The sequence below is a fragment of the Vibrio sp. KUL78 genome, assembly GCF_059725505.1.
Genome location: NZ_AP045838.1, coordinates 1,504,302 through 1,524,195, shown reverse-complemented (window position 1 = coordinate 1,524,195; position 19,894 = coordinate 1,504,302). Strand labels below are relative to the sequence as shown.

At 46.8% G+C, this 19,894-nt stretch carries 17 protein-coding genes and 1 pseudogene; 7 read left to right on the top strand and 11 right to left on the bottom strand.

Annotation, left to right across the window (positions count from 1 at the left end):
• Positions 1 to 5: 5 nt before the first annotated feature.
• The 7 genes and pseudogenes from AC6I8Y_RS23305 to phnC form a co-directional block, all read right to left on the bottom strand.
• Positions 6 to 2,180, bottom strand: a complete 2,175-nt coding sequence (locus AC6I8Y_RS23305) for a M9 family metallopeptidase (protein ID WP_498021888.1) — start codon at positions 2,178 to 2,180, stop codon at positions 6 to 8.
• 231 nt (positions 2,181 to 2,411) lie between these two features.
• Positions 2,412 to 2,888, bottom strand: a complete 477-nt coding sequence (locus AC6I8Y_RS23300) for a hypothetical protein (protein WP_394149870.1) — start codon at positions 2,886 to 2,888, stop codon at positions 2,412 to 2,414.
• Positions 2,889 to 2,967: 79 nt separating this feature from the next.
• Complete coding sequence (locus AC6I8Y_RS23295) at positions 2,968 to 3,618, bottom strand: Qnr family pentapeptide repeat protein (protein ID WP_498021886.1); 651 nt, start codon at positions 3,616 to 3,618, stop codon at positions 2,968 to 2,970.
• Between the two features lie 316 nt (positions 3,619 to 3,934).
• The gene (gene phnE, locus AC6I8Y_RS23290) at positions 3,935 to 4,804 is read right to left on the bottom strand and encodes a phosphonate ABC transporter, permease protein PhnE (RefSeq protein ID WP_252016100.1); all 870 of its coding nucleotides are present in this window, start codon (positions 4,802 to 4,804) and stop codon (positions 3,935 to 3,937) included.
• A complete protein-coding gene (gene phnE / locus AC6I8Y_RS23285) occupies positions 4,801 to 5,676 on the bottom strand; it encodes a phosphonate ABC transporter, permease protein PhnE (RefSeq protein ID WP_128649539.1) in 876 nt (291 codons plus the stop codon). The genes phnE (AC6I8Y_RS23290) and phnE (AC6I8Y_RS23285) overlap by 4 nt, the downstream gene beginning before the upstream one ends.
• Positions 5,677 to 5,737: 61 nt before the next feature.
• On the bottom strand, positions 5,738 to 6,661 hold the full coding sequence (phnD, locus tag AC6I8Y_RS23280) for a phosphonate ABC transporter substrate-binding protein (RefSeq protein WP_234497501.1): 924 nt from the start codon (positions 6,659 to 6,661) through the stop codon (positions 5,738 to 5,740).
• Between the two features lie 38 nt (positions 6,662 to 6,699).
• Positions 6,700 to 7,540, bottom strand: a pseudogene (gene phnC / locus AC6I8Y_RS23275) (phosphonate ABC transporter ATP-binding protein).
• Between the two features lie 287 nt (positions 7,541 to 7,827).
• Here phnC and AC6I8Y_RS23270 point away from each other — a divergent pair.
• The 3 genes from AC6I8Y_RS23270 to AC6I8Y_RS23260 all read left to right on the top strand — a co-directional run bounded on the left by AC6I8Y_RS23270 (position 7,828) and on the right by AC6I8Y_RS23260 (position 10,568).
• Positions 7,828 to 8,256: a MarR family winged helix-turn-helix transcriptional regulator gene (locus AC6I8Y_RS23270; protein WP_498021885.1), complete on the top strand. Its 429-nt coding sequence runs from the start codon at positions 7,828 to 7,830 to the stop codon at positions 8,254 to 8,256.
• A 21-nt stretch (positions 8,257 to 8,277) separates the two neighbouring features.
• Entirely contained in the window at positions 8,278 to 9,480 is a 1,203-nt protein-coding gene (locus AC6I8Y_RS23265; RefSeq protein WP_234497503.1) for a multidrug effflux MFS transporter, read from the top strand.
• Positions 9,481 to 9,581: 101 nt separating this feature from the next.
• Positions 9,582 to 10,568 carry a LacI family DNA-binding transcriptional regulator gene (locus AC6I8Y_RS23260; RefSeq protein ID WP_498021882.1) on the top strand — a complete coding sequence of 329 codons (987 nt, stop codon included), beginning with the start codon at positions 9,582 to 9,584 and terminating at the stop codon, positions 10,566 to 10,568.
• Positions 10,569 to 10,612: 44 nt separating this feature from the next.
• Here the strand turns inward: AC6I8Y_RS23260 and AC6I8Y_RS23255 are convergent, their stop codons facing one another.
• Entirely contained in the window at positions 10,613 to 12,079 is a 1,467-nt protein-coding gene (locus AC6I8Y_RS23255) for a glycoside hydrolase family 32 protein (RefSeq protein ID WP_498021880.1), read from the bottom strand.
• A gap of 65 nt (positions 12,080 to 12,144) precedes the next feature.
• Positions 12,145 to 13,410 carry an MFS transporter gene (locus tag AC6I8Y_RS23250; protein WP_394149859.1) on the bottom strand — a complete coding sequence of 422 codons (1,266 nt, stop codon included), beginning with the start codon at positions 13,408 to 13,410 and terminating at the stop codon, positions 12,145 to 12,147.
• Between the two features lie 362 nt (positions 13,411 to 13,772).
• Here AC6I8Y_RS23250 and AC6I8Y_RS23245 point away from each other — a divergent pair, with 362 nt between their 5' ends.
• On the top strand, positions 13,773 to 14,435 hold the full coding sequence (locus tag AC6I8Y_RS23245; RefSeq protein ID WP_498021878.1) for an NADPH-dependent FMN reductase: 663 nt from the start codon (positions 13,773 to 13,775) through the stop codon (positions 14,433 to 14,435).
• 24 nt (positions 14,436 to 14,459) lie between these two features.
• Here AC6I8Y_RS23245 and AC6I8Y_RS23240 read toward each other — a convergent pair whose 3' ends face one another.
• Entirely contained in the window at positions 14,460 to 14,933 is a 474-nt protein-coding gene (locus AC6I8Y_RS23240; RefSeq protein WP_394149856.1) for a peptide-methionine (S)-S-oxide reductase, read from the bottom strand.
• Between the two features lie 133 nt (positions 14,934 to 15,066).
• Positions 15,067 to 15,921, bottom strand: coding sequence for an enoyl-CoA hydratase/isomerase family protein (locus tag AC6I8Y_RS23235; protein ID WP_042474788.1), 855 nt, complete (start codon positions 15,919 to 15,921; stop codon positions 15,067 to 15,069).
• A gap of 210 nt (positions 15,922 to 16,131) precedes the next feature.
• Here AC6I8Y_RS23235 and AC6I8Y_RS23230 point away from each other — a divergent pair, with 210 nt between their 5' ends.
• From AC6I8Y_RS23230 to AC6I8Y_RS23220, 3 genes are all read left to right on the top strand, one after another.
• Positions 16,132 to 17,037 (top strand): LysR family transcriptional regulator, encoded by a 906-nt coding sequence (locus AC6I8Y_RS23230; RefSeq protein WP_498021876.1) that lies wholly within the window; start codon positions 16,132 to 16,134, stop codon positions 17,035 to 17,037.
• A gap of 157 nt (positions 17,038 to 17,194) precedes the next feature.
• Positions 17,195 to 17,713: a phosphoribosyltransferase gene (locus AC6I8Y_RS23225; protein ID WP_498021874.1), complete on the top strand. Its 519-nt coding sequence runs from the start codon at positions 17,195 to 17,197 to the stop codon at positions 17,711 to 17,713.
• A 390-nt stretch (positions 17,714 to 18,103) separates the two neighbouring features.
• On the top strand, positions 18,104 to 19,885 hold the full coding sequence (locus AC6I8Y_RS23220; protein ID WP_394149852.1) for a sodium:solute symporter family transporter: 1,782 nt from the start codon (positions 18,104 to 18,106) through the stop codon (positions 19,883 to 19,885).
• Positions 19,886 to 19,894 lie beyond the last annotated feature (9 nt).

The window sequence follows — 19,894 nt, the reverse complement described above, 5'->3', positions numbered from 1 at the left end:
AAAAACTACCGTCGACACTCAGTCGCATCCAGCTCCACAATCAGTGACGCGTCGCTGTACTCACCCGATACCTGAATATAGCCCCAATAGTTATCCTGCTTATCCAGTACAATACATTCGCGGTTACCAACCTGTGCAGAGACCACGTCCGAAGCCGAGCCCGTTGGCCAGCTTTGGTTACTATAGTGCAGGGTTAAATCTCCAGTGCCGTGTGCGGCGGAAATAGCGATAGTGCTGCTGGCATTAACCGCTTCAACGCTGAGCCATAATGGCGCGTTTGAAGAGAGGCATATCGCCTCACCCGCTGTTATACGGCCGCTACCTATGGCGTTATTACCATTACACACATCCGGCATCGGAATACCCCACACTAGCTGCTGTGTCCATTGCTCAAACTCGCTTTGATATTGCACTGCCCACTGATTGACATGGCTTTTGTAAGCAGTCCAATCGCCGCGTCTGGTTTCCACCAGCATATGTGCTAAGTCTTCTTTATGACGTTCGAACATAAACCGCACCGCTAAATAGCCCCAACGATAGATACGGTCGACATCAAACCCGTCATAGGTGGTTTCAAATATCTCTTGCAAGGTAAACATGCTGCCATCGGCAATGGTATCCAGCGCTGCTTGGTTGTCGTTTTGTTTTGAGATGTACTCTGCGACACCCTCACTCCACCACACCACTTTTTCAGTCGGTGTTGAGAAGTTGCCATATAGATCAAAACGGCCATCTAGGTAGTGCACATACTCATGCTCTAGGTTCCAGATAAAATGATCTGGGTTGGCGTAGCTCGCTTCATAGGCAATGAAATTAGGTACATTGCCCGGCACAGACGGATCGCCCTCTAGGTACATGCCACCGTTATTCGTATCGATATCAAAGATGGGACCTGCGTACTTACGATAGTCCGCGCTTGAGTTGAAGATGTTAACTTGAAGCTGAGTATTGTAATCGTCGGCAACGGGTTGATTGCCGGTTTCGAGCTCAAAGTGAAAATGCGTTTCTTCAAAACCCATCTTGTCACACGCTGCTTGTTGCTGGGTAAGGGTCAGGTCTTGAGATAGAATACGAATCGTGTCACTACAGGTGTAACTTTGACTTAAAACCAAGCTCTTTAACTCAGTTTCAAATCCACAGATGCCATAATCTGCGCAGTCCGCGTAGTAGTTGGCGACATCGGCCGCAGCGAGCCACACTGAATCACCAATGCCATACATAGTATATTGGTCAAACAAAGCGGAGAGCTCTGCTGTGACCACTGGCGCAATAACCGTGTTAGTGTACTGGGTCATGCGCGCGAGTTCACGACCAGCATTGACTGCCATAAATTCAGATGAAGAGTTGAGTTTAGCACTGTCTTTTGCGAACGCTGCCAGATTGCGCACCAAAGATTCTCGCCCGGCAATAGCGGTCTTGAAAGCACTACTCCACTGACCGCGATACAGAATAGTATAAATACCATTAACTGCATCACGCATATTCCAATGCTGGGCATAATCATCGTTCCAGCGAGTGAGCCATTGCTCGACAACATCTAGGTATTCATGTTGCAAACTGGCGCTGTCCATAGTGGTAATCACTTCGGCCAACACTTTACCGTGAGCATCATTGCTGGCATAGAAATGCGAGTTTGCCACAAAGGTATCAATCGCCTCTTTGACGGCAGTCGTGACCCAAGAAGTGAAGCTGACACCGTCGTTATAAAACTCAGCGTAGAAGCCTGCCCTCAAATAAAGAAACAGCGCTTCCAGTTCATCACTACCAGTTCCGGAATAGGTTTTAGCAAGCTCAGTGGCATGTTTGGCGACGTAATACATGTTGTTGGAACTAAAAGCGCCGATTTGAGTTTGACTGTCAGCGGAAAACAGATCATTCACACACTCTGCACCTTGAGTCTTTAACTCATTGATAAGGTTTTGATTGTTGGATGTCGCGAACGAAGAAACGTCGCATTCGACCGTAGCTTGAATGCTAAAGGTCATGACTCGCGGCTGAGGATTGATGGTGGTTGCCCGCTCTTGAGACGGGCCGGTATCGATATTGTCATCGTGGTCATCACTTTCATGAGAGTGATGATGGTCGGCATCAATGACTTGAGGTATTGGCGCTGTATCCGCTAGCGCAGAGAAACTAACCAAGGACGCTGCCAAGGCCAGAGAAAGTTTGTTCAATTCCATTTATTTTTGTCTCTTTGGTCTAGTTGTGAAAGCAAACTGCGGTGTGCAGTGGTTTCAAGCGCGACCTAAGCCGCACTTGAAACACTCACCAAACTAGACACCAACCCTCGATTCAGAAACGTTTTCTTAACATTCCGCCAATTTAGTTTCAGATCTTGGGACTGGTAGAGTCAAAACGTGATTTTATAAAATATACTTTCGCCTATCTGTTAACTTGGGCTAAAAAAACCTTCAGCTTGCGCGTCGAGTACACTGAGTTTGCTCACCTGCCACCTCTTTGAGAGTCATGGAGGTCGCCGACAGCGCAATCACTTCCGTGGTCAGTTGTTGATACTCTCGCAGCGACTCCGCCAATGGCTCAGACAGCTCATTGCCATTAGAATTGGCTGTCGCCATGCTAAGCACCTCAAAGTGCTCGGTCAGTGTTGTCCCGTCGAGCCGCCATGAGCCGCCCGTAACCAATTCAACCTTGACCGCACCCTTGCCTGTCGTCACAGGGTAGTTTAAGAACACGCGACCACTGAATTCGCCATTCTGTCCATACGCCACATGTACCTTGGATTTGATATCCGTTAGCTTGTACTCGCATTGCCATGCTCCGGCGATATTTTGCGATGTAATTGCAAGAGACGGCTCTGATTTACTCTCTGGTGGACTGCATCCCATCACAGTCAACGCGGCGATTGCCGCGACGATCACTCTTTTCATACTGCATCCTTGTACTGGACTGACTGTCACTACAATTGTAGTTAATCCATTGTTTATTTAGTAATTTGCTTAGAAGCTTTTAGGCTGGCATCACAATTAAACCAAGCGGTTCAAGCAGCTGCGCTTGCTGCCAATCACATATCTTCACCCCGGTTAAATCAATGCGTCTTGGATCAAGCCCCTCTAGATCCACATGGCACAAATCGGCACCTTGGAGGCGGCATTGATCCCAACAATCAGGCGAAAATACGCCACGACTCAAATCGGAGCCCTTCAACGACGCCCCTTGCAAGTTCGCCCCAATCCAACGGTTTTCAAACAAATCACACTTCTCAATGACGATGCGCTCGAAATTGGTGTAGGACAGGTTGCATCCGGTGATGTAAGCCGAGCAGAAGTACATGGTATGACTCACTTGGTTGGCAAAGCGTGCTCTCGCAAAGTTGGCACCTTTGAGGTCACACTCTCTAAACTCGATGCCAAAGCAGTCCGCCCCTTCAAAGTTACACATCGCCATCTGACATTGCTTAAAGCTGGCATCTTTCAAATTGGTGTATTGAAAATGACACCCCTCCAAATCCAAGGGTTCAATAAACTTGCAGCGCTCAAAGCGAGCTTCTGAGAGGTCGGCGCGAGAAAAGTCACACTGGTAGAATTGGCAGTTCTCGAAAATTTCCCCTGAGAGATCGTGATGGCTGAAATCATGGTGTTCAAAAATTTTGTCTTTCATGGATTTTGTCTTCTAGTTCGCATGGTTGAAGACTAGCATCTGACGACATTGGAATCGACAAAAACAAAACCTTTAAAAACAGCAATTTAAGACACCCATAAATCGCCATCTTAAGGGGTCATTCGGCCACTTTTAGATGGGTGTTTTTGATTGAGTGGGCGCTCAGATGATGAAAAAAGTTTTAAGCGCCTAAGAGGCTTACAGGAGGTCGCCTCTCCAATAATCAAAAAGCCAGCATGTCACGTTGCTGGCTTTGAAATTTGTACCTTGAAACTAAGACCTTGAAACTAAGACCTTGACGTCAGCGCCCAAAAGCTTATTTAGTCGGGGTGTACAAGGCGATGTTTTCACCCACTATGTATTTTTGTCTTAGGACGCTAGAGACCTTATCTAGACCCATGATAATGGCGACAAGCACTAGGGTGATAAAGGTCACCACATCCCAGTTCCATAGTCGCATGTTCTCGGCATAGACCAAACCAATACCACCAGCACCTACAAAACCAAGAACCGCAGCCGAGCGAGTATTTGACTCAAGCTGATACAAGCTCAACGCCAAGAAAGTCGGAAATGATTGAGTAAAGATACCGAATCGATGTTTCTGCAGGTTATTGGCACCCATTGCTGTTAAGCCGCGTGATGGTTTTTTATCAGCCGCTTCGTGGCTTTCTGCGTAGAGTTTACCAAACAGACCTAGATCCTGGATAAACACCGCCATCACACCGGCAAGTGGGCCAAGACCAACTGCACGAACAAAGATCATCCCCCATATCGCCATATCGATACCACGCAAAACATCAAAGATACGGCGCATCATGATGGCAATCAGTCGAAACGGTCCTGTCATCACATTGCGAGCAGCCAGGAATGAAAGCGGCAGAGCAACTAACGAGGCCGTTAGCGTACCACCGAACACGATCGCTAGCGTAATACCAATTTGCTTGAAGTAGTAACCAAATGGCCAATCCCAGAAATCGCGCCACACAAACATGTGTAAGAAGTAGCTCATGATCTTGCTGTTACCCATCTCAAATTGCTGAGACGACACACCAAAGAAGTGGAAAAACACCAAATAATAGAGAACAACCGCAGCGACGCTCGCGGCAACAACCGTTAAGTAACGACGCTGTTTATCAAAAATGGCTTTGTTTTCTTGCTTGATTTGCTCAAGGGTCATTTCAGTCATTGGCTGTCTCCATTGATCACTTTCTTCCTCAGTACGCCAGACGTGGTATCTATAATGGCCACCACCAGGATGATTAGAAGCAGCGTAATACTGACCTGGTCGTTGCGTCCCAGACTAATGTTTGTCATTAGCTCCTGTCCGATACCTCCCGCGCCAACTAAACCAAGAATGGTCGACGAGCGGAAGTTAATCTCAAATCTCAGGAACACATATGAAAGGACCGTCGGTTTAACCTGTGGCCAGAATGCAAATCGAATGCGTTGGATAGGTCTTGCGCCTGATGCTGTAAGCCCTCGAATCGGCTTGTCGGAAACCGTCTCGATCGACTCATAGAACAGCTTGGTCAAGCTGCCAATAGTATGAAGCGTCAGAGCAACGAAGCCAGGAAACGTACCCACACCATAAGCCATCACGAACATCACCGCCCACGCTAGCTCTGGCATTGTGCGCAGAAACGCCACAAAAGAACGGATACCAAAGCGAACAGGCGCTGGTGCATAACTGTTACTGGCAGCTAAGAATGCCAACACAATCGCAATCACAGAAGACACCAAGGTAGCGGCAATCGCAACATTAATGGTTTCCCATAACAGCGGGATCTGGATGTGTAGTCGATAACCCCAGTAGATAAGCGAGCCTGGCACGGCGCGTCCGTTTTCATCTCGACTGGCGAATAGAACATCCCATGATAAATGCGGAATAGTGTCGTAGATGTAATCAAATAACGCTGGAGCATTACGGATGATGGTCGACAGGCTGAACTCAGCGTAGTGACCAGAAAGCAAATAGAGCAACATAAACAGAGAAGACCACATAAGAGCGTCCATTTTCTGCTTACGGCGAACCTGTTGATAGTATTGTTCGAACTGCATGGAGTAAACCGTAGAAGTAGCAAAGCCGGCTGCGAACAGCCAGCTTGATTAACAGAGGAGATTAGCGCTGAGCAAACTTAGTCGCTTTTACCAGATCGATGATCGATTGGTATTCAGCAACGCTGGTCTCTTCTAGGTGAAGAGAGCCACCCGCAGCTTTGCTAAAGCAGTCGTTGTTTTCACGATCTAGCTTCTTCACCGCCGCCACTAGGTCATCTTTGAATTTCGGGTCTAGACGGTTGCTCACAATCGTAGGACCGTTTGCAATAAGTGGTGATTCCCAAATGATACGAATCTTGTTCATTAGCTCTGCATCATGGTCCATGTAGCGAAGTAGTGCGCCGGCACTGTAGCCTTTGCTCGCATCACCAACCATAGAGGACCAAGTTACTGCAGCATCAAACTGGCCGTTAAGTACGCCAACGATGTCTTGTTCGTGACCACCAGAGAAGTTAACTGAGCTGAAGAAGCCGTTAAACTGGTTGTCCATATTGCCGCCTAGTGTTTGCTCTAGCTGGTTGTTTGGAATCAAAAAGCCTGAAGTAGAGTTTGGATCGGCAAACGAGAACACCTTACCCTTAAGATCTTCAATCGATTGATATGGGCTATCTTCCTGTACCAAGATAACCGAGTGGTAACCGCGCGAGTTATCCGTGTTATCAACCGTGATACCAACTAGCTCCACCGCTTCTGGGTCATTGAGATAAATCTCCGCGTATGACTTTGGCGACATGTTAATAACCAAGTCGATTTTTTCACCCAAAAGACCTTGAATAACCGCGTTGTAGTCACTTGAGTTACGGATATTGGTTTTAACACCAAGCTCAGCATTTAGAAAATCCGCCACACACTGGTTGTCACCAATCTGCTGTGCTGCGTTTTGGCCACCAAGAATACCTAGATTGATCTCTTTTGGTGCCGCTGCTTGAGCGTTAAATGCCAAAGCAGATGCCACTGCAACACCGAGGGATAGAAGCTTTTTCATGACTTGTCCTTAAACGTATAGTCCACTTAGTTTTTTGATTAGCTGATCTGGTCGATTTCGTCGCCATAAAGACGATGCAAAACCTGATCATTGAGCCCAGAAGGGTGACCGTCGTAGATGACCTGCCCTTTGGCGAGACCAATAACACGAGTACAGTACTCCTGAACTAATTCGATAGAGTGAAGGTTGACCATTACCGCAACGCCATCACTGCTGACTTTTTGCAGTGCTTCCATAATTCGCACGGTGTTTTTCGGGTCTAAAGAGGCAACAGGCTCGTCAGCCAAAAAGGATTTTCGGGTTTTGCATCATGGCGCGACAAATCGCGACACGTTGCTGCTGACCACCTGACAAATTCTCGGCACGTTGCAACGCGTACGGCAGCATATTCAGCCACTTAAGCAGCTGAATCGCTTGCGCCTTGTCCTTGTCACTGAAGACTTTTAACAATGACTTCAGTGTCGAGGTATGGCTTAGACGACCGAGCAAAACATTCGAGATAACATCAAGGCGAGGCACTAAACAGAAATCTTGGAAAATCATTCCGCAGTGGGTGCGCCACTCACGAAGCTCTTTACGGCTCATCATCAGTACATCATCGGTACTTTGGTCGCGATGCACATTTAAGATGTTTCCGCCTGTTGCTGGAATCGTACCGTTAAGTGTGTGAAGCAAGGTCGACTTACCAGCACCAGAACGACCGACTACAGCAACAAACTCGCCAGCTCGTAACTCAAAGCTGATGCCATCTAAAACCATCTTGCCTTGTTGATAGGCTTTCGTTAGCCCGTTGACTTCTAAAACTTTGCGACCAAAGTCTTGCTGTAACTGTTCACTGTTGTCCGACACGAGGGACAACTCGGGTGCGCTTAATGCCATACCCTTTCTCCGAGTAGCTATTTACAAATTGAACAGCATTACATCGCAGTAATTTGACGGATTTTCGATGTTTTTATGACCAATTGATGAATCACGGGTCTCGACAATTGTTTAACCCGTCGAAAACAAATGCGCGAAATCAATATATTAGCCCCTCAATCCCCTTCGCTCAGCCAAACACCAGTTACAGCAAACTTTTGCGAGAACTGAGAAGTATTAGTTGACTTAGTCAACAATATCGATACCATTTGTTGACTAGATCAACTAATTCATCCATTGAATACACCATGACAGATTATCGAGCCATCAATCACGCGCTACGCGAGATAAGAATGAAAACCCGTGGAAAGATGATTGCGGAAGTCACAAGACAAAAAGTCGAGTTTTCTCCACTAGAACACAAGGCAATGTCTGATATTCGTGCCCTTGGCGAAGCCTCTCAACAAGCCTTAGTGGAATCTATGAATCGTGACAAAGCACAGATCGCCAGAATCATTGCAAGGCTGCATAGACAAGACTTGATCATTAAAGAAAGTAGCCCAAGCGATCGACGCTCGGTTCAGCTTACTCTGAGTGAGAAAGGGGAAAAACTGCTCAAACGACTCGACCAAGTTGAAATGGAAATGATGACAGAAATGCTCACGGGATTTTCTGACGACGAAGCGGACACTCTCAAAGTGTTATTAGAACGCGTCAACAGCAACCTGAGCTACTAACCCGGTTTATAGGAGAACAACTTGAAACAAACCCAACCCATCCTCGGGCAAAAAGGCACGCTATTTTTTCTCGTCATTATTAGTGCATTCCCGCCATTGACGATTGACCTCTATTTGCCAGCCTTGCCGACCATGGTGGACATCTTTGATACCACAGAATCCATGGTTAACCTGACGCTAAGCAGCTATTTCGTTACCTATGCGCTTGGTCTACTTTTCTGGGGACCGCTGAGTGAAAAGTTTGGGCGAAAACCCATATTACTAACCGGTATTGGCGGCTATATGCTAGCGAGCATTGCCTGTGCAATGTCCAATGATATCGAGCATCTTATTGCAGCTCGCGTCCTACAAGCATTTGCGGGTAGTGCCATTACCGTTGTCTCGACATCCGTAGTCAAAGACCTATTTGACGGACGCGAGCGTGAGCGGATTATGGCCACCATCATGTCGCTGGTTATCATTGCACCTATGGTCGCTCCCGTACTCGGTGCATTTTTGCTGCAAATTGCCTCGTGGCGCATGATGTTCGTCACCCTTGCTGTCTTTGGTGCCTGCGCCTCTATCCTAGCATTTTGCTATAAAGAAACACTCGAGACTCGTTACACAGGCTCATTAGTCCGCTCCTGGACCCGCCTTGGTGTGGTGATTAGAAACCCGCGTTTTGTAATTCTATTGTGCATTTTCTCTATCGCACCAATGGCGCTCATGGGCTTTCTCGCGGCAGGCTCTTATATCTACATTAATGGCTTTGGTTTGACAGAACAGCAATTTAGCTACTTCTTCTCATTTAATGCCATCGTCGCGTCTTTTGGACCAACTATCTATATGAAGCTGTCTCGTCACATTGCAGTGCAGAACGTTATCTCTGGGTGCTTTGCAGTGTTAGTCGCGGTAGGTGTAATGACACTCACTTTTGGTGACACTTCGCCATGGGCATTCGCCTTGCTTGCCGCACCTGCAACACTCATGGTGATCATGATGCGCGTACCGGCAACCAATCTAATGCTCGACCAACAAGACAAAGACACCGGCTCTGCGGTCGCCCTGATTCAGTTCTTCGCCATGATCTGCGGGTCTATCGGAATGGTTCTTGTCTCAATCCGACCAGAGTCGTTAATTGCCAACTTAGGAATGATTCAGCTGTGTATCGGTATTGTGGGAGGCGTGTTGTGGCTCGTAGTACGAAACCGCACGTTTGTGACTGATAATCTAGTGAAAGCTTAGCGCTGAGGTCACAGTTATTGGCAATTTGGCTTGCCAAAGCATTTAACCGCAGCCCTAGAACTCGTTATACTCTAGGGCTCGCGTATTGAATAAAGAACCCAATGGCATCAATCAAAGACGTTTCAAAGCTAGCAGGTGTATCGTGGATGACGGTATCTCGTGCTATCAACTCTCCCGAGAAGGTCAAGCCCGATACCCTAAGACGTGTCAATGAGGCAATAAAGACCCTCAACTACACGCCTGATCACTCAGCCAAAAAAATGCGCGCGAAGGGAGTTCAAGGTTATCAAGACACAACCATAGGTGTACTAGCACTCGAAGTCGCCACGACACCATTCTCCGTCGGCATCAACCACTCTATTGAGCAAACTGCACTGGCACAAGGCTGGAACTCGCTGATTTTCAACACCTTTGACGCAGCCCCTAGCGATGAAACCGTGGACCGAATTCTATCTCACAAACCAACCGGAATTGTGTTTGCTACCATGGGTTTACGCGAAGTCGTGGTACCGGAACGCCTCAAAGAACTGCCACTGGTACTTGCCAACTGTTTTACAAAAGACTCAAGCATACCAAGTTATGTCCCCGACGATCAGTTAGGCCAATTCCATGGTATCCAACATCTACTTGCCAAGGGATATAAAAAGCCGCTGTTTATCATGCTCAACCAATCCCTACCCGCAGTGACATTACGTCAACAAGGAATTCAGCAAGCAGTACCCGATTTAGAGATCTATCGCTGGCGCTATATGAATGACCCGTGCGACTACCACGACACCATCACCATTATTGATAATGCATTAGCAGAAAACTACGACTTTGATTGCATTGTCTGTGGCAATGACCGCGTTGCCTTGGTGGCATATATGCACCTGCACCGTATCGGAAAGGCGATACCAGAAGATGTCGCAATACTTGGGTATGACAACATGGACGAAATCGCTGATCTTTTCGTGCCAGGCTTAACCACCATAGAGTTGCCCCATCACGAGTTAGGTCGCCAAGCTGCGCTGCACATCATTGAAAAACGAAAAGAGACAGGTTTGATTAAGCTACCGTGTCCGTTAATTGAACGAGAATCCATATAAAAACAAAGAGCAAAACAGGGAGCAAAGCTCCCTGTTTTTATCTCTTACTTCCAAATATCCTTTAGCTGCCAAACATCGAGAGCTTCTAGTTCCACCACTCCGTTCTCTGCAAACAGTTGGAAATCTAGACTCGATTCAGATGGATAAATACGACTTGTGATCACCTGCTCGCCCTCGTTCAAAAACACTTCTACCGAGGAGCGGTCTAGGAACAGGTGAATATCTACCGAGTTATTAGTGGTATCAATATCAATACTGCGCACACCTGTCACCGCTTCTCCCGATAACGTTCTATCAAGAAATGCACGCTTCGCCATTCGGTCATATCCCACTAATGTACGCTCAAATGGCCCATCTCCGACACGCAGCATAAAGCCAAAGCGTTCTGCCGTCGCACCAGCAAGAGAAAAGCGCGCTTTGACTTCAAGCAAGTCGCCGCGAATGCCAGTTTCTAGTACTTGGCTATCTACTTTGCGAAGCGCGGACGTGTCAAACTGCTCTACTCTCAGGTCTTCAAGCTCTTTGACAGGTGTTTGCCAGATCTTGCCTTCTTCATCCAGCTTAAGCTCGCGTGGCAGTGTCAATGCACCACACCAGCCTCGCGCTTTGGTTGGCATCTCACTGTGCCACATATCCATCCACGCCATCGCCACCTTGCGACCATCTTCGGCATCAAATGTCTGACATGCATAGAAATCGTGACCGAAGTCTAGCTCAACAAATTTATCAAAGGTAAAGCGACCTCGCTCTTTGTCGAGGTCACCAACCATGTAACCGTTTTGATGGAAGTTCAGATTATTATAACCATCGGCTTCCATGCCCATTGGCGAACAGATTAGAACGCGTTTGTCATCCAGAGCAAAGAAATCTGGACACTCCCACATGTAACCAATGCCCTCTTTCGCTTCTGCCATAACACCTTTGTAGTTCCAATGGCGCAGATCGTCAGACTGATAGTAACCAATTTGGCCTTGGTCTCCATCTTTCATGCCCACGACCATATGCCAGAGACCGTCTTCCTTCCACACCTTAGGGTCACGAAAGTGCACCATATCGGCTTTTGGTGCATCAGGAATCACAATACCTTGCTTCTCAAAGTGAATACCATCCTGACTCGTCGCTAGACACTGAATTTGCTTCATTTTTGTGTCATCGCCCTCTTCACCCAGCCAAGAATGACCGGTATAAAGCAGCGCGAGCGTATCGCCATCAGTTACAGCAGAGCCCGAGAAACAGGTGCCCTCGTCTCCTGGAGCTAAAGCAACAGGCTGGTGCTCCCAATGAACCATGTCTTTTGAGGTCACATGGCCCCAGTGCATTGGCCCCCAGTCTGATGAGTATGGGTGATGTTGGTAGAAGGCGTGGTACAGTCCGTTGTGAAAGCAGAGTCCATTCGGATCATTAATCCACCCAGCAGGCGCAGCAATGTGAAAGCCAGGACGATGATGGCACTTCAACGTTGCCGATTCTGTCGCTAAGGTCTGATTCGCTTTAGTCGTATCATTGATCATGAAAAACTCCGAAATTTGCATAGACCCTCTCTCTACGAGAGAGGGGAAAATAAGAAAAGAATGAATTATGCGGTGGCTAGAGACTGGTCACCGGACTTTGATTGGGTGTTCTCGTCGACATTCACTGACGGTACTTTGTCGCTGACCAGAGTGAAGATAGACACAGTGGCGAAGACAGCGACAACACAACCCAAGATGAGATACGTTTGTTGGAAGCCCATGACGTCGTAAGACAAACCAACCAGCGGAGACAAGATGCTAGTGAACACTTGAATCACAAACTGGAAGCCAAACAAGTACAAAGTCGATGCTAGGCGAGTATCAAAGTTCTTACTGAAGTACTTGAATACTGCAATGAGAAGAATGGGTAGCTCAACCGCGTGGAGAAGCTTCATCGCTGAGATACCGATTGGACCATCGACAAGACCTGAACCAATGATACGGGTAGCCATGATAAAGCCCGCGATAACCAACGAGTTCTTAGCGCCGACACGGTTTACAAAAAATGGCGCTAAGAACATACCGCCGGCTTCAAGGAACACCTGCAGAGAGTTTAAGTACCCAAACATACGGTTACCTTCTTCTACGGTCGGGAACTGCGAAGAGAAGTAGATAGCAAACTGTTGATCATACACACCGTAGATACAGGCACAGCCGAAGATGTACAGTGCAAAAGCGTGGAAGCGAGGCATTTTCACCAGCGCAAACAGGTCAGTCACTTTTACAGGGTTAGTTTCGACATCTTGCTGTGAAGAGGTGTCATCAAACTTAACCAGCATAATCATGATCGCAGCAATAACCGCAGATAGAGAGGCTAACCAGAAGTTGATATTGGGGTTGATGTTGATAAAAGTGCCAGCAAAAAAGGTCGCGAATGCCCAACCTAATGAACCCCACATACGTGCTTTACCAAACTCGTAGTTAGACACACGTCCAACGCGCTCTACATAAGTCTCAATGGCTCCGACACCAGCAAAGAAGGCAGCACCAAGATAAACAGCACCGGCTGCCGCGCCCATGAAGATATTGGCTTGCAGCAATGGACCATAGATAAAGATGATAAACGGGCCAACAAACACAAGGAGTGCAGCAATGAACCACATCAAGTGTTTTTTCAGACCAAGGCGGTCCTGAATGTAGCCATAAATCGGCTGCAAACACAGTGCGCCAATGGCGTTTAGCGAGTAAATGATGCCGGTATTAGCACCATCCAGTCCCAGATGCTGACTCAGCCAAATTGGAAATAATGAAAACCAAAATGACCAAGTGACAAAGAAGAAAAACAGCGTGGCGCTGAGGAGTATAAAGTTTCTGTTCTTACCAAGATTCATGGCAACCTCTCGTAGGGCATCTAATAAGATTAGCTTCAACGTCTAATGCAGACAATAATGTTAACGTTAACTTTTGTATCCAAAAATAAAAGAGACCAGGCAATCTCTTCTCATGAACGCCAAAATGTTAACGTTAACTTTTGATGATGATTATCGACAGATTAGCCTCAAGAACAATGAGAAGCGATAGAATTTGTGATCATGTCCTGCACATTTATTGATAGTGCTAACTCAGTTCAAGAGAGCGGTCACAGTTTTTCGGATGTGGATCCTAAGCATGTTCTAAAACGCGCTTTGAATGCCCTCGATATCTGTTTATGCTTTGAGGTCACTGAAATTTTTAACCGCATGGAGTCGACAATATGAAGTTCTTGGTCTTTCTTGGATCTGTTCGTGAGAGTACACCGCCTCGCCCTGCTCGGCTTGGCGCCAGAGTGAGTCTTGCATGCGAATCACTTTTGAAAAGAGTCTATCCAGAACACGGCGTAGAAATCATCGATCCGCTAGATCTCAACCTTGGAGAGATTTTTAAACCCGAGTTTGCCTATAGTCGCAAACAGGTTCCTGCTGACCTGAAACAGCTAGCCGACAAAATCGCTGAAGCGGATGGCTACGTGATGGTCTCCCCCGAATACAATCATTCTATGAGTCCTGCGTTAGCGCACCTTCTCAATCATTTCGGCAGTTCACTGTTCTCTTACAAGCCGAGTGCTATCGTCACTTACTCTGCGGGTCAATGGGGCGGAGCCAGAGCTGCGGTCTCGATGCGGACTTTCCTCTCAGAGCTTGGCTGTCTGCCAGTTTCTGCCATGGTCCATATTCCAAACGCCGCCAAGGTGTTTAACGAGGAAGGCGCTGCAAATAGCGAGGAAGCTCAGAATGAGTGGGACAGTTATATGAATCGAACCATGGCTCAGCTTGTGTGGTGGGCGGAAGGGGCAAAACTGCAACGCGAAAGTCTAGATCCAAATACACTCATTCAGGCATTTCAGCGCGACCCTTCACAAAGAAACGCGCCAAAGTAATTGGATAGCAAAAACGACGCATGTCTATCGCTTGTACTTGTGAAGAAGATTTTGAGGAATGTGGCAATAGTCGTCAGGACGCAGAGTCAACCTGTCTTGATGCTCTTCATCACTCTTGACGTAATTGCTAAGCGGTAGCACCTCAACCACGATTTTTTCTGCGTCTGGGCGCGCTGCAATATACAATTCCACACGCTTTAAATGCTTAGGATTCACACTGTAAACTCCAGTGCGGTATTTCGTCCCCACATCTTCACCTTGTTTGTTAAGGCTATACGGGTCGATGATCTCAAAGAAGAAATCCATGAGCTGCTCAACAGAAACCTGCTCGGGGTCGAACTCGGTCAACACACACTCGGCATACCCGTCGTAGTCGGTTTTTGTATTGTCGGTTGTGCCATTGGCTCGGCCTGCTTGAGTGTTAATCACACCTGGCAAGTGACGCATAAACTCCTGCACTCCCCACAAGCAGCCACCAGCAAAATAGATTTTTTCCATATGTATGACACCTAAAACAATTCAATGAATCTGCGTTGGAGACAAGAAAGTATCACAGTTTTATAGGGGATGGGACAGCAAACAGAGAAGGCAGACCACTCGGCCTGCCTGCTTTTTTTCTACCTTTCCAGCTTCAATCTTCGTTTTTGATGTCTTGGATGTCGATGACCAATTTCTCCCAATTCTTCTGATTTTCAAGGTCGAACTGGGCCCCTTGTTCATCTGCCCAGGTAAAACGTTTGATCGCCGCCGTTTTACTCGTCGCTTGGTATAGCCAGTAAGCCTCAGCCTTAAGTGCATCATCGATGGGCTTATCAATAGATTCGTAAACGGTCTGCTTACAAGCGTTAATGGATTCGGCTGGGAACTGAGCAATACGGCGCGCGAGATTTTCCACGTACTCCCCAATCTCGTCCGGCTCTAACGCTTTGTTGATGGTGCCGTACGCTTCTGCTTCATCGGCATCAAAATCTCGGGCACTCAAGATAATCTCAAGCGCGCGTCCCAAGCCCACTTGGCGAGCCATGCGTGAAGCACCACCACCACAAGGCAAGATCCCCATAGCGACTTCCATCTGCATAAACTTGTATTTACCTCGTGCAGCAAATCTCATGTCGCACGCCAGTGCGAATTCATGACCGCCGCCACGAGCAAAGCCTTCAATCTTAGCAATGGTGGCCTGTGGCAACTTACTGATTCGCTCCAACACGGCTTGAAGGTCCAATAGCTTAGCTTCGTCTCGTGGTACCGTATCCATTGACATATCGCGAAGCAAGTTCGTGTCGTAATGACAAACCCAAATATCTGGATTCGCCGACTGAAACACCACGACTTTTACCTCTCTATCGCGTTCGAGGCGCAAAGCTAAGCTACTTAAGTCAGCCAACATTTCTTGCCCTTGTACATTCACTGGCGGGTAATCAATCGTTACCCAAGCAATGCCATTGTCGATTTCCACTGAGAATGTCGTGAAGTTTTTGTATTCCATGGTCTATCCCTCTTATTCTGCTCCAACTGGTCAAGTGGTACCCTGTGAACGAGTTTGTGTTGGAGTCAGTAACAACCTTAGGAAGGAAACTCTCAAAGGATTAGGCCGCATTTCACGATTAAGAATTCGGCATTTTCGGGTAATTGTTGGACTATACTTTGCTTCTAAACCGCTAGGTCATTGCGTTCAAATACTTAGGAAACAAGGTCTATGGAAACAGAGAGTCTGCGACTGTTTATCAAGGTCGCGGAAGTGCTCAACATCAGCGCAGCGGGAAAATCGCTAGGGCTCGCTCCTGCGATAGCAAGCTCTCGCTTATCTAAACTAGAAAACCAGATAGGCGCCGACTTGTTCCACCGCTCTACGCGAAAAATTACACTTTCTACTCAAGGCGAGCAGTTTCTGCCGTATGCGAAAGAGATATTGAAGCAACACGACGCTGCTTTGAGTGTGATCGGTAAGGAACTGGATGAAGCGTCAGGGACCATTCGCTTTGCCGTCTCAAGCACGTTTGCTCAGCTCTATATCGTTCCTGTCTTGCCCGAATTTCTAGACCGATATCCGAATATCACTATCGATCTCAAACTGGGTGATCAAGAGTTAAACATCATCGACCACGGCATCGATCTCGCGCTAAGAAACAGCGCCGTCAAAGACAGCGGATTACGCGCACGTAAGCTTGCGAATGATCGCCGCATACTTTGCGCATCCCCCGACTATCTGTCTCGAAAAGGGATGCCAGCAGAGCCACTCTCACTTATCAATCATGACATTATCGCTTTCAAAGAGGCCAAACCGAGAAAGCTGCATAGCGAATCGAACAATAGCGCCACTTTCCCTCCCGATAGCAGCAAGATACGGCTTATTTGCGACGATGGCACCAGTATGCGCATTGCGACCGTCGCGGGGATAGGTATCTCTATGAATGCCTATTGGAGTGTATTCCATGAGCTAAAGACTGGAAAACTGGTGAGAGTTTTGCCTGATTACGAGGTAGAGGACAATACCTCCATTTGGCTCGTTTATCCTAAAGCGAACGCACTGAGCCCAAAAGTTCGCCTGTTCATTGATTACCTTGTCGACAAAATAGGCAACCCACCAATGTGGGAGCGCTAAAGACTCAGCAAACATCACTGAATGAGGTTGAGAAGTACTCATCATTTCTACGCTAAGCAGGTAACAACTCACTCGTCGGCTTCTTTACCGAGTGCTAGGATGTGGATAGTCAAAGACATGCCGCATTATTGGAATCGCGGCTTAACGGAGAAAAACTATGCGTAATCGGCATTTAGGCGAGCTCGTTTTGAGTGAAGCGCAGATACAAGCTGGCACAAAGAAAGTCGCTGAGCTTATCAATCAACAGTTTGAAGAGGTCGTCGTCATCTCTGTCGTACCAGGCGGCATCTTATTTACTGCCGACCTAGTCAGACAGCTGGAAATTGAAGTTAGAATGGATACCATCTCATGCCCACATACACCAGGCGATCGAAACAATCAGTCCGAGATCGTTTATCACCAAAATATCGAGATTGAAGGCAAAGATGTTATCGTCATTGACGATGCCATTGAGTCTGGCGGTACCATGAAACGTCTGGTCGAGTATTTGTCGACTCACTATCAACCAAAAACGTTGTCCATTGCCACTTTGTTTGTGAAGCCAGGCAGAGTCGATATCCCTTTCCCTCAGCTTTACGCTTATGAAATGGAAAACGATGACCTACTCGTCGGTTACGGCTTACCTTGGCAAGATAAGCTGCGCAATGTGCCGTATGTCTCCAAACTCGTAAAATAATGTAATTCTAGACTAAGTTATTCATTTCATAACCCTTCAGTAAATATATTCTCATTTGATGAGAATATATTTACTTATAAAACCCAGAATATAAAAGGAGTTTTATCCCTACAAACTCCTTTTATTTCGATGCAACTAAACTTTCTTTCCATCACGACAAATTTCTCTTATAAACAATATCAAACCACTGAATTAATTAATTATAAGCGCATGTTTTATAAAGATTAAATTCCAACCTTTCATATACTTTAATTTTCACCATTCACTTATCGTCAATATTAAATTTTCTATATTTTTTTATACCATCACACAATTAAAATATAATACTACAATTAAAAACAACTCTAGATATGATGTCGACATATATCAACGAACGTGAGATTACCCAAGATGGAACTCAATACTTTTATTGTCGGCATCTACTTTCTTTTTCTAATCGCTATCGGTTGGATGTTCCGTACATTTACCAGCACAACCAGTGACTACTTCCGCGGGGGCGGTAACATGCTTTGGTGGATGGTAGGTGCTACCGCCTTCATGACCCAGTTCAGTGCCTGGACCTTCACCGGGGCAGCGGGCAAAGCATATTCAGATGGCTTTGCTGTTGCGATCATCTTCGTCGCAAACGCTTTTGGTTATCTGATGAACTACTTGTACTTCGCTCCTAAGTTTCGCCAGCTGCGTGTCGTTACACCAATCGATGCTATTCGCATGCGTTTTGGCTCCAAAAACGAGCAAGTATTCACTTGGTCTTCAATGCCGAACAGCGTTATCTCCGCTGGTATCTGGTTAAATGGTCTGGCGATCATTGCCTCGGGTATCTTCGGTTTTGATATGACGACAACGATTGTTTTAACCGGTCTCGTTGTGCTAGTCATGTCGGTAAGTGGCGGCTCTTGGGCGGTTATCGCTTCTGACTTCATGCAGATGGTTATCATCATGGCTGTAACCATTACCTGTGCTGTCGTCGCGGTGATTCATGGCGGTGGTGTTGGTGAAATTATCGATAACTTCCCAGTACAAGAAGGGGCATCATTTGTTTCTGGTAACAACCTAAACTATCTAGGCATCTTTAGTATCTGGGCATTCTGTATCTTCCTGAAACAGTTCAGTATCACTAACAACATGCTCAACTCGTACCGTTACCTAGCAGCAAAAGACTCGAAAAACGCCAAAAAAGCGGCGCTACTAGCGTGTGTGTTGATGACCATGGGTCCTGTTATTTGGTTTATGCCTTCTTGGTTTATTGCCGGACAAGGCGTTGATCTTGCGGTTCAATACCCTGATGCAGGTAAAAAGGCAGGTGACTTTGCCTACCTATACTTCGTGGAAAAATACATGCCTGTTGGCATGGTGGGTCTACTTATCGCGGCCATGTTCGCTGCGACCATGTCTTCGATGGACTCGGGCCTAAACCGCAACTCGGGCATCTTTGTGATGAACTTCTACCAGCCTATCTTGCGCCCTAATGCGACAGAAAGAGAGCTGATGTTTGTCTCTAAAGCAACATCAACCGTGTTTGGCTTAGTCATCATTTTGATTGCGCTGTTCATTAACTCTCTAAAAGGATTAAGCCTGTTTGATACCATGATGTACGTGGGCGCATTAATCAGCTTCCCGATGACCATCCCTGCATTCTGCGGTTTCTTCGTCAAGAAAACGCCTGACTGGGCTGGCTGGGGCACGCTATTGGTTGGTGCCATTGTCTCTTACATTGTTGGCTTTATGATTACCGCCGACCACATTGAAGCCTGGTTTAGTCTAAATGAGCTAACAAAACGTGAGTGGGCAGACGCAAAAGTCGCTATTGGCTTGGTCGCACACATGGTAATTACAGCTGGGTTCTTCTGTTTAACTACATTGTTCTACAAACCGCTTGAAGAGCAACGTCAAAAAGATGTCGATAAGTTCTTCAATAACTTGGCAACTCCACTAGTCAGCGACTCCACTGAGCAGAAAAAGCTGGATAACAAACAGCGTAAAATGCTGGGCTCATTGATTGCGGTATCAGGTATCGGCGTTATCGCAATGTTTGCCTTGCCAAACCCACTTTGGGGACGAATGACCTTTGTGTTGTGTGGTGCCATCGTGCTGGGTGTTGGCTTACTACTCGTCAAAGCTGTCGATGACTCAGTGGAAGAAAAAGTCGTGAAAACAGCAACAAACAACTAATATCGACAA